Annotated in this window: 8 protein-coding genes; 5 read left to right on the top strand and 3 right to left on the bottom strand. The window is 58.6% G+C overall.

All coding sequences use genetic code 11. The annotated features are described in order from the left end of the window. Positions 1–60: 60 nt before the first annotated feature. A complete protein-coding gene (locus OZX70_RS06720) occupies positions 61–5,499 on the top strand; it encodes an InlB B-repeat-containing protein (protein WP_277180129.1) in 5,439 nt (1,812 codons plus the stop codon). A 383-nt stretch (positions 5,500–5,882) separates the two neighbouring features. Further along, positions 5,883–11,567: an InlB B-repeat-containing protein gene (locus tag OZX70_RS06715; RefSeq protein WP_277180127.1), complete on the top strand. Its 5,685-nt coding sequence runs from the start codon at positions 5,883–5,885 to the stop codon at positions 11,565–11,567. Between the two features lie 235 nt (positions 11,568–11,802). Here the strand turns inward: OZX70_RS06715 and OZX70_RS06710 are convergent, their stop codons facing one another. After that, complete coding sequence (locus OZX70_RS06710) at positions 11,803–12,300, bottom strand: hypothetical protein (RefSeq protein WP_277180125.1); 498 nt, start codon at positions 12,298–12,300, stop codon at positions 11,803–11,805. Between the two features lie 307 nt (positions 12,301–12,607). Between OZX70_RS06710 and recO the strand changes: the two genes are divergently transcribed. Then, entirely contained in the window at positions 12,608–13,330 is a 723-nt protein-coding gene (gene recO / locus OZX70_RS06705) for a DNA repair protein RecO (protein ID WP_277180123.1), read from the top strand. Positions 13,331–13,332: 2 nt separating this feature from the next. Beyond that, positions 13,333–14,133, top strand: a complete 801-nt coding sequence (locus OZX70_RS06700; protein ID WP_277180121.1) for an isoprenyl transferase — start codon at positions 13,333–13,335, stop codon at positions 14,131–14,133. A gap of 185 nt (positions 14,134–14,318) precedes the next feature. Here the strand turns inward: OZX70_RS06700 and OZX70_RS06695 are convergent, their stop codons facing one another. Together OZX70_RS06695 and OZX70_RS06690 are read right to left on the bottom strand one after the other, a co-directional pair. Beyond that, complete coding sequence (locus OZX70_RS06695; protein ID WP_277180119.1) at positions 14,319–15,368, bottom strand: LacI family DNA-binding transcriptional regulator; 1,050 nt, start codon at positions 15,366–15,368, stop codon at positions 14,319–14,321. An 88-nt stretch (positions 15,369–15,456) separates the two neighbouring features. Further along, entirely contained in the window at positions 15,457–15,834 is a 378-nt protein-coding gene (locus OZX70_RS06690) for a thiamine-binding protein (protein WP_277180117.1), read from the bottom strand. Between the two features lie 153 nt (positions 15,835–15,987). On the opposite strand from OZX70_RS06690, the gene OZX70_RS06685 reads away from it, so the two are divergent. Continuing rightward, positions 15,988–17,508, top strand: a complete 1,521-nt coding sequence (locus OZX70_RS06685) for a glycine--tRNA ligase (protein WP_277180116.1) — start codon at positions 15,988–15,990, stop codon at positions 17,506–17,508. The last annotated feature ends 65 nt before the right edge of the window (positions 17,509–17,573 follow it).

The raw sequence follows: 17,573 nt of genomic DNA, 5'->3' as shown, positions 1-17,573 counted from the left end.
GTTCCAAGTGTTTTTTCGAGCTGGTGAGAGTACGCCTTAAAGCAGTAGGAGAATTGAATCATGCTGTCGGTGAAGAGTCTGATTGGTGTTGTTTTAGCCCCGGTGATGCTTGTGGGTCTCGCCCCTCCCGCGGCGAATGCCGTTTCATTAAACAATGATACTGTAAATGCGCAATCGCAATCGACAAAAGGTACCGCAGGCAGCAATGATGCTGCTCCGACAGGTACGATCTCCAGCAATAAAACGGATGCTTCCTCCCTTTCACCATCTACAAATTCTTCCAATGTTCCGCAGCAGCCCAAGGCTCCTGAAACCGCATCCTCACCGGTTTCCAAGTCTGACGTGGGCACTGCTGTCCCTGATGCAAAAACGCAGGCTGCCAATGGTTTGTCTGGCTTGACCGCCCAGCCCGCGTCGAGCCCGATTCCCGATAATCGCAATGGTGCGATTACGCAGACAAAGCCGTCCGTCGGAGCGCAGGACGCGGTACCGTGCACGCAGAAGTCCAATCAGATCTGGGGCACGACCGATCCGCTGCACTGGAACATCCACCTGAGCGACGATGGGCAGGATTGCGTGCTTGAGCTGGAGCATGGCACAATCCCCGAAACTGGACTCAACGCAGGGAGTGCGGCTGGCGTCCCTCCCGGCTCCAGTGGGAGTTCCTCCGGATCAGAGGGAGGTGATGACGGAGTTCCCGGTGACTATATCAACAGCAACCCCATCCCGTGGAAAGATGCAACAGTCACCAAACTTGAGATAGATGCCCCCGGTGAGAACGGTTCAGTCAAACTCACCAACGGATGGGGTCTGTTCGATGTGTCCATCACGCCGAATCTTAGAACCGCCGAAGTCGGCCATCTTGACACATCCAAAACCACTCTCATGGCGTACATGTTCCATGGTCTCACTGCCTTGACCAATGTGAACGGCACTGAGCAGTGGGATACCAGTAAGGTCACGAACATGCATTCCATGTTCCTTGATTGCACAAGTTTACGTGAAATCGACATCAGTAGTTGGGATATGCGAGGTCTCACGTGGTTGACAGGGAGCCAGATATATCAGTGTCCGGCGAGTACTCGCTATTATAACCAAGGAGGCTGCTACCTGAATGTTAAGATGTTCAAGAATTGCCCTAAATTAGCGCGAATACGTGTCGGGAAGCTGGTAAATTTTGAAAGCTCCCACCTTATTGAAGGCGGTTACACTAATTATATCGAAGAGTCGGTTTTCGATTTGTCGTACTGGAACGCGTATTATCATCCGCCGTTTGATATTCCTGCGTACGTGGCTGCAGACCGTGAGCATATGGTGCGTGGCTCAGAGGTTAAAAATGTCAATACAAACGAACCTACTTGGATTTACAAAACGCTCTCATACAACGGTAACGGAAGCGGAAGCGACATCAGCTCATGCGCTGTCAATGGGTACAACGACGCCGTACCGACCACGCCAATTTGCAAAAATGCAACCAAAGCCGGTTCGCGTTTGTTGAATTGGAATACTGCGGCTGATGGGAATGGGCAGGACCTTCCTCTCAAGAATGCGGATGGCAGTACCGCGACCATTCCATACCCCCTACCTGATGGTGTAACGACTTTGTATGCGAAGTGGAGTACCAAGCCGCAGCCGACCATCGCCTCGCATACGGTGAAGGCTGATGGTGTGCATCTGAGTGGCACGATCGCGGGCACTATTGCCGCGGGCGATAAGTTGACGGTGTCCGATGACGATGGGCAGCAGAGCGTGCCGGTGACGCTGGCGGCCGGGGCGGCATCGTGGAACGCGGTGGTTCCCTTGCCGAAGGACACGGTTGGCGCGGGCGGTGATGTGAAGTACACCGCCAAGATTACCCGGGTCTCCAATGAGGATGCCGATGATTCTGCGCCGTATACCGCCACAATTGACACGGTAGCTCCTGGAGTTAAGGATCTGAAGGTCGATCTTGACCGTGTACTGAGCGGTACGGTGCAGACCAGCGCGGATGAAATTGCGCAGCCTAATCGCACGTTTGAGGTCGGTGACGCCATCAGCGTCAAGTGGCCCGACAATACGACGACCACTACCGGCGATGGCGGCGCGCCATTGGTCTCGGGCTCCGATGGCACGTTTAGTGTTGCAGCTCCTGCGGCTATGACCAGCAGCGGCGAGGTGACAGTCACGGTGAAGGACAAGGCCGGTACGCATGGCATCGAGGGTGCTGACAATTCTGGCGTGTCCACCACGAACATGCCCTTTACCGTTCATTTCGATTTGGGTTCGGGTGCCATGGCTGGTACTGGTAACGTGTCGACGGCGGACCAGCAGGTGGCTGATGGCGGGCATGTGACGAAGCCTTCTCAAGATCCGGCTCCTCCGGCTGGTTATCGGTTCGACGGTTGGTATACCGACGGCAATTACGGTACGAAGTTTGATTTCGGCGGAACCGCCATCAACGAGGACAAGACAATTTATGCGAAGTGGGTGAAGTTCTGGGAAGTGACGATGGAGCCGAACAACGGCGGCCTGTCGGGCCCTGTGGTGGTGAAGGTCGATGACAACGGCACAGTGCCGGAGGATGAGCGTGTTGCGCCTTCGAAGGCGCCGGACGACCGTTACGGCCAGCCTTCGGTGTTCCGCGGCTGGTACAAGGACGGGGAGTCTGAGTCGTTCGACTTTGAGGCGCCGGTGACGGAGGCTGTGACGTTGACGGCAAAGTGGGCGGATTCGAGCCATAAGGTGACGTTCGACGCGAACGGCGGCAGGAATGCACCGGCCGAGGCCAAGGTCGCCGATCATGGTAAGGTGAATCGTCCTGCGGCGGGCGAGAACCCGACGCGCGAGGGCTACCGGTTCGATGACTGGTACACGGAAGCGACGGGCGGCTCGGCGTTCAACTTCGCCGGCACGGCTATCGACGATGACATCACGGTGTATGCGCATTGGGTGAAGACGTATGTGGTGACGTTCGATTCGGCTGGTGGCAGTGATGTCGCCAAAAAGACGGTGGATGCGGGTCTGCCTGTCTCGAGTCCGGCGGATCCCACCAAGACGGATTCGCATGGCGAGCGGGCACGGTTCCTTGGCTGGTTCGCTCCTGAAGCGACCGAAGCGTATGACTTCTCCGCCTCTTCGGTGACTGCCGATGTGACGTTGACGGCGCGTTGGGACGATCTGCACCGTGAGGTCAGGTTCGACACCCAAGGCGGCCCGAGCATCGGGCACCGGTTGAAGGATGATGGCGGCACGCCGGGTGCGGCGCCTGCGGATCCGGTGTGGGCGAAGCACCGTTTCCTCGGCTGGTTCGATGCGCCCACGGGCGGCTCGCCGTTCGACTTCACCCAAACGCTGCACGGTGACGTGACGGCGTACGCCCACTGGACCGGCACGTGGGATGTGACGTTCGACGCGAACGGCGGCGACGATGTTGCCAAGCAGGAGATCGACAGCGGCGGCACGGCCACCGATCCCGGCGCGCCCGCCACGCCTCCGACCGACAATCACAATGAGCCGTCGAGGTTCCTTGGTTGGTTCGCCGATGGTTCGGACACCGCCTATGACTTCTCGACAGCGGTGACCGGCGATGTTGCGTTGAAGGCCAAGTGGGACGATGCGCATCGTGAGGTCAGGTTCGATTCCCATGGCGGTTCGAACGTCGCGCGCCGCTTGGTCAACGACGGTGCCACGCCGGGTGCGGCGCCCACCGCCCCGACCCGTGCGAACCACCGCTTCCTCGGCTGGTATACGTCCGAGACGGGTGGAACGCCGTTCGACTTTACCCAGAGGCTGCATGGCGACGTGACGGCGCACGCCCACTGGGTGCGGCAGTATACGGTGACGTTCAATGCGAATGGCGGCAGTGCGGTGCCTGAGCAGACGCCGGACACCGGCACCTCGGCCACCGATCCGGGCACGCCCGCGACCGCCCCACTGGATTCGCATAATGAATCGTCGAAGTTCCTTGGCTGGTTCGCCGATGGCTCCGACACCGCCTACGACTTCTCCAAGCCGGTGACCACAGACCTGGCGCTGAAGGCGAAGTGGGGTGACGCGCGGCACAAGATCACGCTTGATCTGGGCAATGACCAGCCGACGGGTGTGGCGTGGGTTGACGACGGTACTTTGCTTTCTGCCTCCTCGCTCGCGGTTCCGGTGAAGACTGGTTACCGGTTCGACGACTGGTACACGATCGCGCCTTCGTCGATTATTCTGATTCGGCTGCGTGGCGCGGGGGCATACGACTTCTCCGTGGCTCCAACGGGCGATTTCACCCTGTATGCGCACTATGTCAAGACGTGGAACGTGACGTTCGATCCGAACGGCGGCAGCGTGACCCTGCCGGCGCAGACGCCGGACGCGGGGTCGCTGGCGACAGATCCTGGCCGGCCGGGTACGGCGCCTTTGGATCATCATCAGGAGCTGAGCACGTTCAAGGGCTGGGTCGTTGCAAGCACAGGCGAGACGTTTGATTTCGCCCGGCCGGTGACCGCCGATGTGGCCCTGAAGGCCATGTGGGCGGATGCGCACCATCGTGTCGTCTTCGATTCGCAAGGTGGTTCGTCGGTGGCCTCGCAGGATGTGGCCGACGGCGCGAAGGCCACCGAGCCGAGGGATCCGATTCGGGACGGCTACCGGTTCGACGCGTGGTACACGGCCGCTTCGGGCGGCTCGAAGCTCGATTTCGGTGCCGCGCCCACAGCGGACGTCACCGTGTACGCGCGTTGGGTCAAGACCTGGCAGGTGACGTTCGATCCTGCCGGCGGCGTTGGTCAACCCCCGGCTCAGATTGTCGACCAGGGCAGCAAGGCGACCCGGCCTGCCGCCGGTGCTGTGAGCCGCGAGGGCTATGTACTTGCCGGCTGGCTGGACGCTCAGGGCCGTGACTATGGTTTCGATGTTCCGGTGATGGCCGATATGGTGCTCAAGGCCAAGTGGAAGGTGGACAAGTCCGCGCTCAACGCGTTGATCGACAAGGCGAAGGGCAAGGACAAGTCGGGCTACACGCCTGATACGTTCAAGCCGTTGCAGGATGCGCTCGACCATGCGAAGAACGTTTCCAAGGATCCGGATGCTTCGAAGGCGGATGTGGATCAGGCAGTAGCCTCTCTGCAGGACGCATTGAACTCCCTGAAGCCAGTCGATTCTGGTTCCAACAGCGCGAACGGTAACGGTTCCGATGGTTCCAACGCTTCCGGCGGGCTGGCCGGTCTGAACGATTTGATTAATCAGGCCGCCTCCCAGATAGGAAACCACAAGCAGTCGGACTACACCCCCGACTCATGGGAGGCCTTCCAGGACGCCCTGAACCACGCCAAGGCCATGGCACGCGATCCGAACGCCTCGCAGTCCGACATCGACCAGGCCGCAGCCGCGTTGCGAAACGCAATGAACGGCCTGAAGCTCCGTGATGGTCTGTCGGCCACCGGCGCCGGAGTCGTGGCCCCTGCCGTGCTCGCAGTCGTGTTGACGGCTTTCGCCGGTATCGCGCTCGTGCTGCGCATGTGCGAAGAACGGTAGAGCGAACAATAATCGTCACCTCCGCCATGCGTGGTAGGCGATGACCGATGCGGGCCGGTTTTCATCCCTGGAACCGGCCTGCATTCTTGTAATCGCCCGATTTGTAAATTGACTGGTGATGGTGTTGAGAGGCGTGGATGCCGTGCCCGCAACGGTTGGTTGGTGATGCTGTTTGCCTGGGAGCGGGCGGTTTTCCGACATTTGGATTATGGGTTGTTTGTTATGTCGGTCATATTTGTATAATTATTATTGTATTGTGATGTAGTGCATCCGGCGGGTGCGTGTGTTCGTGATGTGGCGAGCCTGCTTGTGTTGATGCATGTTGTTCCAGGTAGTTTTCGAGTTGGTGAGAGTGCGCCTTAAAGCAGTAGGAGAATTGGGTCATGTCGTTGGTGAAGAGTCTGATTGGTGCCGTTTTAGCCCCGGTGATGCTTCTGGGTCTTGCTCCTCCCGCAGCGAATGCCGTTTCACCGAACGATGATACTGCGGCTACTCAAACAACACAGTCGCAGTCGGCAAACGTTGCCGAAGACAGCAATAGTGCACCCTCGGCAGGTACGCCGTCCAGCAATGAAGCTGGTGTTTCCTCACCTTCGTCACCCACAGATTCCTCCAGCACTTCACAGCAAACCCAAACCACCGGGCCCGCATCTTCAACTGTTTCCAATCCTGGTCCCGGCACTTCCGCCTCTAATGTAAAGGGACAGGCCGCCAATGGTTCGTCTGGCTTGACCGCCAAGTCCGCGTCGAGCCCGGTTTCCGATAATCGCAATGGCTCGATTACGCAGGCGAAACCGTCCGTCGGCGCGCAGGACGCGGTGCCGTGCACGGCGAAGACGAATCAGGTCTGGGGCGCGCTGCACTGGAGCATCCACCTGAGCGACGACCAGCAGGACTGCGTGCTTGAGTTGGAAGGCGGCACAATTCCGGACACGCACTCCATCGGCGACCAGGCCTCCAACCCGATCAACCAACAGTATAAGAGCACCGAGGTCACCAAGCTGGTCGTCGACAAGAATGACGCTAACCCGGTAAAGCTGACGAACGGCTGGGGCATCTTCGACGGCTACTTCCTGCCTAACCTGAAGACCGCGGACGTCGACAACCTCGATACGTCCGGCTCCACGAACATGGGCTACATGTTCCACATCCAGTCCCATCTGACCTCGATCACTGGGATGGACAAGTGGGACACCTCCAAAGTCACCGACATGCAGTACATGTTCCAGGGCGACACCGTGCTGGTCGGCGACGTTGACACCAGCCCTCAGGCTGCCCCTAACGGCCGCAATCTCGACCTGTCGAACTGGAAGACGTCCGCCGTCAAAAACATGACGGGCATGTTCCAGAATTGTTCGGCGTTGCAGTCCTTGGACATCAGCGGCTTCGACATGAACGGGCTGAGCTGGGTGTGGTTGGGAAGTGACGAAGGACCAGGAGGCCAGGCGATTTTAAGAAACTATTATAGCATGTTCGCAGGCATGAATCTGAAACGTGTGAAGCTGGGACAAGGTGCGCACATCGTTACGGATTATTCGAGTAATTCTGAAGTATATTATTCTGTTTATGGCTCAAAGGGTGTATTCAGCTATGATTGCGCTGGTAATGGTCATGAATTTGACGATGCCTGTCTTGCGACTACTCCTAGGTATGAGACGGTGGACCAGTCCGCCGTATTCAAAGGCTGGCATGGAATCAACCCGGGCCCTGCCGGTCCTGACGGCAAGGGCGAATGGTTGTATCTGACCACTGCCCATTATAACGGCAACGGGGCCGGTAGCAGCGTTACGCCATGTGGCGACGGGAACGCGGTCCCCTTCGCTCCGGTGTGCACGGCGGCTACGCGCCCTGGTTACCGGCTCAAGGGCTGGAACACCCAGGCGAACATGCAGGGTACCGATTACCTGTTGAAGGACGGGAACGGCAATGTTCCCGTGATTCCCTATGATCTGGGCAATGTCACCTTGTATGCTCGTTGGACTGATAAGCCGCAGCCGACTATCACCGGGCACACGGTGAAATCGGATGGGGTGCATGTGTCGGGAAGTTCGCTGGGCACGTTGCGGACAGGCGACAAGGTTACCGTTTCGGATGGGGATGGACAGTCCAGTCCGGCGGTCGCGGTTACGACCGGAAGTTCGTGGGAGGCTGTGGTTCCCTTGCCTAAGGACTTGGTCGGCAGGGGCGGCGACGTGACGTATACCGCTACGATCACCGGAGAGAACGCGGATCCGTCCGACGCGTATACCGCCACGATCGATGCGGTTGCTCCCGGGTTCGAGGACCTCAAGGTCGATTCCTCGGCGAGGACGCTGACGGGAACCGTATGGTCAAGTGGCGATAAAACTGCTCAGACGGGCAGGACGGTGGAGTCCGGCGATACGGTCGATGTCACTTGGCCGGATGAGACGACCTCGACGTCGGCTTCCGGCGCTGATGGCAAGTTCAGTGTGCCGGTTCCTGCCAGTGTGCCGATGAGCGGGAAGGCCAAGGTCAAGGCCACGGATGCCGCCGGTGCGAACGGCGTCGAGGGCCGGAGCAACGGTTCCGATCCTGTCGAGGTGAAGATGTCGAACACGGTCCGCTTCGATGTGGGGCCGGGCGCGGTGACCGATGCCCCGGTTGATCAGAACGTCGCGGATGGTGGTCATGCCATTGCGCCGACCATTGACCCTAGTAAGACCGGCTATCGGTTCGACGGCTGGTATACCGATGACAATTACGGTACGAAGTTTGATTTCGGCGGAATCGCCATCAACGAGGACAAGACGATTTATGCGAAGTGGACAAGGCTGTACAAGGTCAGTTTCGATCTGGGGTCGGGTGCCATGGCTGGCACTGGCAATGCGTCGACCGTGGACCAACAGGTGGCTGATGGCGGCCATGCTGCCAAGCCTTCCACCAACCCGGCTCCTCCGACTGGTTATCGGTTCGGTGGTTGGTACACCGACAATACGTATGCCACTAAGTTCAATTTCGATGATATGGCGATTACCGCCGATACGACTATCTATGCCAAGTGGGTCAAGACGTGGCAGGTCGTGTTCGATGCGAACGGTGGTGGCGCAGTGGCCAACCCGACGGTGACGCTGGACGATGGCCAGAAGGTCGGCGACCCAGGCGCGCCGAACCCGGCTCCGGCCGATGGCGACGGCAATCCCTCGGTGTTCCGCGGCTGGTACAACGGCACCACCAAGTACGACTTTAACGACGTGGTGACCGGTGATCTGAACCTCAAGGCGAAGTGGGCCGATGCCAACCACACGGTGACCTTCGACCCCAACCAGGGCCAGGGCGCACCGGACGCGGTGAGGGTCGCCGACCATGGCAAGGTGACCCGTCCCGCGGCCAGCAAGAACCCCACGCGCGAGGGCTACCGGTTCGATGACTGGTACACCGACGCGACCGGTTCGACGAAGTTCGATTTCTCGACGACCGAGATCACCGGAAACGCCACGGTCTACGCCCACTGGGTCAAGACCTACAAGGTGACCTTCGCCCCGGCCGGCGGCAGCGATGTGGACGGGCAGACGATCGACGCCGGCGGCACCGCCACCGATCCGGGCGCGCCCGCCACGGCGCCGACGGATGCGCACGGTGAATCCTCCCGCTTCCTCGGCTGGTTCGAGAGCGGCTCGGCCACGCCGTACGACTTCTCCGCCACTTCGGTGGGCGCCGATGTGACGTTGACGGCGCACTGGGACGACCTGCACCGTGAGGTCAGGTTCGACACCCAGGGCGGCCCGAGCGTTGGGCATCGCCTGAAGGACGACGGCGGCACGCCGGGCGCGGCACCTGCGGATCCCGAGTGGGCCAGGCACCGTTTCCTCGGCTGGTTCGACGCGCCCACGGGCGGCTCGCCGTTCGACTTCGGCCAGACGCTGCATGGCGACGTGACGGCGTATGCCCACTGGACCGGCACATGGGACGTGACGTTCGACGCGAACGGCGGTGACGATGTCGCCAAGCAGGAGATTAACAGCGGCGGCACCGCCACCGATACGGGCGCGCCGTCCACTCCTCCGACCGATCGCCACGGTGAATCCTCCCGTTTCCTTGGTTGGTTCGCCGATGGTTCGGAAACCGCCTATGACTTCTCGACGGCGGTGACCGGCGATGTTGCGTTGAAGGCCAAGTGGGACGATGCGCATCGTGAAGTCAAATTCGACTCCCACGGCGGTTCGAACGTCGCGCACCGTCTGGTCAACGACGGTGCCACGCCGGGTGCGGCGCCCGCCACTCCGACCCGTGCGAACTATCGCTTCCTCGGCTGGTTCACGGCCGAGGATGGCGGTACCGAGTTCGACTTCGGGCAGGCGCTGCATCGCGACGTGACGGCCCACGCCCGGTGGGTGCGGCGGTATACGGTGACGTTCGACGCGAATGGCGGCAGTGCGGTTGACGCTAAGACTGTGGATGCGGGTCGGCCTGTCTTGAAGCCTGCGGATCCCACGAAGCGGGATTCGCATGGCGAGCCGGCGCGGTTCCTGGGCTGGTACGAGCCGGGTTCCGAGACCGCATACGTGTTCGCCTCGACTCCGGTGAGTGCGGATGTGACGTTGACGGCGCGTTGGGATGATCTGCATCGCAAGGTGTCGTTCGACTCGCATGGCGGTTCGGCAGTGGACAGTCAGTTGAAGGTTGACGGGCAGAGCCCGGACGTGGTGGCGGACCCGTCGAAGACCGGTTATCGGTTCGTGGGTTGGTTCACGGCCGCTGATGGCGGTACCACGTTCAGTTTCGGCCAGGTGTTGCATGGTGATGTGACGGCGCATGCGCGGTGGGTGAAGACGTGGACGGTGTCGTTCGATACTGGGCTTGGCGGCAGTGTCGTGCCGTCGCAGACGCGTGACGAGGGTTCCTCGGCGGTGTCGGTGACTGACCCGACTACGTCGGCGACGGATTCGCACGGTGATCTGTCGAAGTTCCTTGGCTGGTTCGTAGATGGTGCGGACACGGCCTATGACTTCTCGAAGCCTTTGACGGCCGATGTGTCGTTGAAGGCGAGGTGGGGGGATGCGCGGCACAAGATCACGCTCAATCTTGGTAACGGCGAGGCCGACACCGTTTCGTGGGTCGACGATGGAGGCCTGCTCATCCGGCCTGTGACGGATCCGGTGAAGACGGGCTACCGGTTCGACGGCTGGTACACTGTCGCGCCTTCGCAGGCCAGCCGGATTCGCCTGCGTGGCGCGGGAACATACGACTTCTCCGTGGCGCCGACCGGCGATTTCACTCTGTATGCGCACTATGTCAAAACGTGGAACGTCACGTTCGACGCGAACGGCGGCACGGGCCAGCCCGTGGCGCAGGTCGTGGACGACGGCGCGAAGGCCACCGCTCCCGCGGCGGGCAGTGTGTCGCGCGACGGGTACGTGCTGAATGGCTGGAAGGACGCCAACGGCAGGGCTTACGACTTCGATTCGGCGGTGACCGGCGACGTGAGCCTCAAGGCCAGCTGGAAGGTGGACAAGTCCGCGCTCAACGCGTTGATCGACAAGGCGAAAGGCAAGGACAAGTCGGACTACACACCGGAGTCGTTCAAGCCGTTGCAGGACGCGCTCGACCATGCGAAGGACGTTTCCAAGGACCCGGATGCCTCGAAGTCGGATGTTGATCAGGCGGCAGCCTCCCTGCAGGACGCATTGAACTCCCTGAAGCCGGTCGATTCTGGCTCTAACGGTTCAAATGGCTCGAACGGTTCCGGTGCTAACGGTTCCAACTCGAATGGCTCGAACGGTTCCAACGGTTCCGGCGGGCTGGACGGGCTGATCGATCAGGCCGTGGCCCAGGCGGGCAACCACAGGCAGTCGGACTACACCCCCGACTCGTGGGAGGCCTTCCAGAACGCTCTAGACCGTGCCAGGGCCGTGGCGCGCGACCCGCATGCGTCAAAGGCCGACATCGACCAGGCCACGGCCGCGTTGCGCAATGCGTTGAACGGCCTGAAGCTCAGGGGCGGTCTGTCGGCCACCGGCGCCGGGGTCGTGGCCCCTGCCGTGCTGGCGTCTGTGCTGGCGGCTTTCGCGGGTATCACGCTCGTGCTACGCAAGCGTGAAAAACGGTAAGCTAGTACGGCTGACATGCTTCATGCCCGCCAGCCGATAAAGCATAGGTAGCCAAATGTGAACCAACTTCCAATTCGGAGGCTGGCCCGCATTTGGCCTTCGAGCCGATTGCTCCTCTGCCTTATATGTGGTAATATAAATCTTACCGGAGGTCCCACGCGACCAGCCATAGGACTGGAACATAAGTCGGGGGAGTGCTTCCGGCAATACTTTTGTTTTAATACTTGGTAGTTTCTTAACTGAGATTGATTCTGTCAATCCCATTTTTATCAAATATGAACAGATTTTTTATTTTAATGTCGTGAACTTTATTGTAGCGGGTAAGTTGTTGGTGTAATTTCCCGGGAAGTGAGCTATTCCCTAGATCGACGATGAAATTTTCTTTGATAAATCCTTGCCGGGCTGCTTTTGCCGCGGCGTCGCTTATTCTTAGGGAGATGCTTCGGTACTTGAGGCTGGACATTGATTTTAATTCCATGTCTAACTTGGTTTCGTTCCAATGAAAGTCGTTCGTAGGTTGATGATTTTTGGTCTGTTTCGCTATCCAAATACAGTGGTTTCCCAGTTCGATGAAGCGTTCCAGAAATACGATTTCATGCATTTCCAACACATCTTCATCAGGGGGAATGCCTAGTTGCAATTGTCTGCGATCCCAGTCCTCTTGTAGGAGGTTATGTTCGTCTCGCATGGAAAGTATCGATTGTTCCTTGTCCCAATTCGCTCTTTTCCGCATCTATCAAACCTCAGTGTTTAGCATGTCGTCGTTTTCAACAGCAAAGATATCGTCAAAAAACGATATGCAGCATTGCGTGTTTTGTCTATATTTGATCTGGTTTTCATACTAACAGTCATATTGCCAATCGGGGTAATTGATTTGTTATATCGGTCGTAATCGCAGGGTTAGTTGTGTTTACGATGCTGGCAAGTTGGCCTGTGTCCCTTTGCGATGTTCGGATTTGTCGGTGACACTGCCGGTTGATATATGGCGACGTGTGTTGCTTGTAGTATGTACCTGTTGTTGCAATCGGGGGGTGATGTGAATGGCGCTGTATCGTGATGAAGGTGTGGTTCTGAAGACCGTCAAACTCGGCGAGGCCGACCGTATCATCACACTGCTGACCAAAACCCACGGCAAAGTACGTGCGGTCGCCAAGGGCGTGCGGCGCACCAAATCTCGCTTTGGCGGCAGGCTGGAGCCGTTCATGCGCGACGATCTGCTCATCGCCGAAGGCCGTTCGCTCGATGTCATCTCGCAAGCCGCTTCCATTTCCTCCTACGCCGCGCGCATTTGTGTGGACTACGATGCCTACACCGCCGCCAACGTCATCGCCGAGACGACCGACAAACTGGTTTCCACGGAGCACGAGCCGGCCCAACGTCAATATATGTTGCTGATTTCGGCATTGGCTGCGCTCGCAAAGGCGCAGCATCCGGCCGAAGCCATCAGTGATTCCTATGTGATGCGCGCGCTGGCACAGGCTGGTTGGACCCCACGACTTGCCTCGTGCACGGTGTGCGGCAGGCGTGATGACCTCGAATACTTTTCTGTGGCTTCCGGCGGCATCCTGTGCTCCGTCGACCACACCCCGGATTCCAAGCGCATCGACCTTGACGGGAGAGAACAAATGGAGGCGCTTGTCGAAGGGGACTGGAAAGTACTTGATTATGCGCCTTTGAAGGCCGAAATTCGGCGATTTGTTGAAGAATGGGGTGAATATTACCTCGAACGCCCCATCCGCTCGTTGAAGTTGCTAGATTCGTAAGTATGGCTTTTGAACATGTGGACTATACCTCGCTTGACGTTCCGTCGGCCCCCTTCTCGGATCCCTCGATAATCCCTGCGTTCCCGAAGAACAAGGTTCCCCGTCACGTCGGCGTCATCATGGACGGCAACGGACGCTGGGCCCAGCAGCGCGGCTTGACCCGCACCCACGGTCACCAGGCGGCCGAACCGGTCGTCTTCGACACCATCGCCGGTGCCATCGAGGCCGGTGTGCGTTACTTGAGCCTCTATACTTTTTCCACCGAAAACTGGAAACGCAGCCCGCAGGAAGTGCGTTTTCTCATGGGCTTCTCCCGCGACATCATCCACCGCCGGGTGGCGCAGATGGACGAGTGGGGCGTGCGTGTGCGCTGGTCGGGCCGCCGCCCGAGGCTCTGGAAGTCGGTGATCGACGAGCTTGAGGTCGCCATGGAACGGACCAAGCACAATTCCACCATCGATGTCGTCTTCTGCATCAATTACGGCGGTCGTTCCGAGATAGCGGACGCTGCGGCAGCCATCGCGAAGGCAGTTCGGGATGGCAAAATCAGCGGTGACCGTGTCACCGAATCAATGATTGCCGAGCATCTTTATAATCCTGATATTCCCGATTGCGACTTGGTGATCCGCACTTCCGGCGAGCAGCGCACCTCTAACTTCCTGCCGTGGGAAGCGGCTTACGCTGAACTCGATTTCGCTCCCGAACTGTTCCCGGATTACGGACGCGAGGCGCTTTGGCGTTCCATTGACCATTACGTTCACCGCGATCGTCGTTTCGGTGGTGTCAAGACCAAAGCGAAGTGACAGATTTCTAAAACGAAAACGTAATGCGTTTAACGAACGTCGAGTAATAACAGCACCAAAATCAAATAACGGCTCTTCCGAAATATTATGGAAAAGCCGTTATTTGATTTTTTTATCGGTTAGCTGCGGGTTATCGGACTGTCTGCCTTACTCTCAATCAAGTGTAAAGCAACGCCAACCTTCCGCTATTCTTTGCCGACAACCGATTGGTTGTCAATGATCTGGCAATGAATACAGGCCGGAATCGCGGAATTGATGGGTGGCAGATCGATGAGGTTCTTCGGGAATGGGTCATCGCCCAAGGAGCGCTTTTCAATCAGCGAGACGAGCTTGCAGACTGCCCAGTAACCCATTTCGTAATACGGCATGGCGACGCTGGTCAGCTTGGGGGTGAAGGTGTCGGCGATATTGCTGTCGTTGCCCACGCCGATAACTGAAAGGTCCTTGCCGACGTTCAGTCCGCGGCGCGCTGCGCATTCGTAGATGTACCAGGCGCGTGCGTCGTCGTAGCAGAAGAACCCGTCGGGGTGTACTGCGTCGAAAAGCGATGAGACCTTGCCGAGGGCGTCGTCGTTCTTCGAGACGTTGACGACCAGATTCTTGTCGAAGGGCATTTTGGCTTCCTTGAGCGCCTTGCGATAGCCTTCAAGTCTTGTAGCTTGTGCGATGGTCGGTGCGGCATTGCCGATATAGGCGATTTTTTTCGCTCCGGAACCAATCAGCTTCTTCGTGGCGTCGTAACCAATGGCGAATTCGTCGGGTTCGACGATGGGGAAGCGATTGTCGACAGTATTGGTGGAAATCAGAACCAGCGGGGAGTGGACGAGGTCCTCAGGGACTTCGGTGACCTGGCTGGAAGGCTTGGAATAGAGGAATCCGTCCATACCGTACCGTTGCAGCACCGAAATCTGGTCTGTCTGGCTGGCAGATCCGTCGGTATCGACGAAGAGGATGATGTAGCCGTAGTGGCTTGCGGCATCCTGTGCGCCCTGCAGGGTTTGCGCGGTGTAAGGGATGTCGTAGATTTCGTCGGCGACGAATCCCAAGATTCCGGTTTTGCTGGTACGCAGGCTGCGCGCCATCGGATTCGGTTTATAACCAAGCTCATCGGCGATTTCTCGCACCCTTGCGGCTATCTGAGTTTTTACACGTCCGGCATCTCTGTTGTTGAGTACCAAGGAGACAGTGGAGATTGAGACTCCGGCCTTCTCCGCGACGTCTTTCATAGTCATCATGATTTTTAATCTATACCTATTTACGGACTAAGTAAAACTCAATGACTACTATTTGAAACCCATGCTCATTTCATTGGAAATTGGCGGTTTATTTCGTTTGACTTAGAATGTCGTCAACAAGTTGCTGTTTCTCTTTGATTTGTCCGGAAAAACCGGGACGTATGTCGAGTTTAAGTGTGACGCCAGTGCGATATCCTTGGGCTGCCAACACCATGGTGGCGTCCCGCACGGTTTTGAGTACGTCGTCAAGATCGCCTTCGATGTTGGTGAACATCGCGTTGGTCTCGTTGGGCAGACCAGATTCGCGAATGACGTTGACGGATTGCGCGACGTATTCGCTCAGTTCCGAACCTGTGCCGCTGGGCGCGATGGCCACGGCTGCGACGGTATTGATATAGGGTTTGCCGGTTTTCGGGTCAGTGGGGACAGTCTGTTTGACGGCGTTGCGGTCGATATTCTCGCTCATTTATGCTCCTTGAAATCGCTACCTGTATGCTACTCGCAAGGCTTGGCATTGCCTGTCGTTGCGTTTGCGCCGTGTGTCAGGCTATGTCGGTAAAGTGGCACACGAGTAATTGTCATGAAATGGCTGATTAAAGCCGAAAGCGGAAGGTGTGTCGTGGCTCAATCCAAACTTGATGAAGTCGTATCGCTGGCCAAGCGTCGTGGTTTTGTGTTCCCTGCGGGGGAGATCTACGGCGGCACACGTTCCGCATGGGATTATGGCCCGCTCGGCGTCGCGCTGAAAGACAATATCAAGCGCGAATGGTGGCGCTCGATGGTCGTCACCCGTGGCGATGTGGTCGGCGTTGACACCTCAATTATTCTTCCTTCCGCCGTTTGGGAGGCCTCCGGCCATGTCAAGGTATTCAACGACCCGCTGATCGAATGCCTTAACTGCCACAAGCGCCAACGAGCCGACAAGCTGCAGGAGTCCTACGCCGAGAAGCACGGCGACAAGATGCCTGAAGATGGTTTGAAGTCCATCGTCTGCCCCGAGTGTGGCACCCGCGGCCAGTGGACGGAACCGCGTGATTTCAACATGATGCTGCGTACGCATCTCGGCCCGGTGGACGACGAGAACTCGTTGCATTATCTGCGCCCCGAGACTGCCCAGGGCATCTTTGTGGACTTCAAGAACGTGATGACCTCTTCGCGTTCGAAGCCGCCGTTCGGCATTGCCAACATGGGCAAGTCTTTCCGCAACGAGATCACCCCCGGCAACTTCATCTTCCGCACCCGTGAGTTCGAGCAGATGGAGATGGAGTTCTTCGTGGAGCCCGGCACCGACGAGGAATGGCACCAGTATTGGATTGACACCCGCACCCGCTGGTATACCGACCTTGGCATCAACCCGGAGAACCTGCGCCATTACGAGCATCCCAAAGAGAAGCTCGCGCACTATTCCAAGCGCACCGTCGACATCGAATACAAGTTCGGATTCAAGGGCTCCGACTGGGGTGAGCTCGAAGGCGTGGCCAACCGCACCGACTTCGACCTCTCGGCACATCAGGAGCATTCCGGCGAGGATCTGACCTTCTTCGATCAGGCCAGCGGCAAGAAGTACATCCCCTACGTCATCGAGCCGGCCGCAGGCCTGACCCGTTCGCTGATGGCCTTCCTCGTGGACGCCTACGCCGTCGACGAGGCGCCGAACACCAAGGGCGGCGTCGACCGCCGCACCGTACTGCGTCTCGACCCGCGCCTTTCCCCGGTCAAGGCCGCCGTCTTCCCGTTGAGCAAGAAGGCCCCGCTGCAGGGGATCGCCCACGATCTGGCCGCCGAACTTCGCCAGCACGACTGGATGATCGACTACGACGAGGCCGGCGCCATCGGCCGCCGCTACCGCCGCCAAGACGAGATCGGCACCCCGCTGTGCATCACCGTCGACTTCGACACCGCTGACGACCACGCCGTCACCATTCGTGAGCGCGACTCCATGAAACAGGAACGCGTCGACCTCGACAACGTGGCCCAGTACGTCGCCGACCGCATCGGCGAGAAGCGCGTGCGCTACCCCGAAGGCCCGGCTTCAATCGTCGGCACCACCGCTGCCGACGGAGGCGTCGATTTCGCCAAGGAGTCGGGCATCGACGAGTCCGCCCCGGTCAAGGTCGCCGAAGCAGGCGGGTTGTACTGAGTCGTTCAAAAGAATAAGGTAAAAACACTGTCAAGACTTGGACTGACGTGCTTGGGGCTGGGATA

Source organism: Bifidobacterium sp. ESL0732, assembly GCF_029395535.1.
Classification (GTDB): Bacteria; Actinomycetota; Actinomycetes; order Actinomycetales; family Bifidobacteriaceae; genus Bifidobacterium.
The sequence above is the reverse complement of the archived record's forward strand: the minus strand, read 5'-3'. Positions and strand labels throughout refer to the sequence as shown.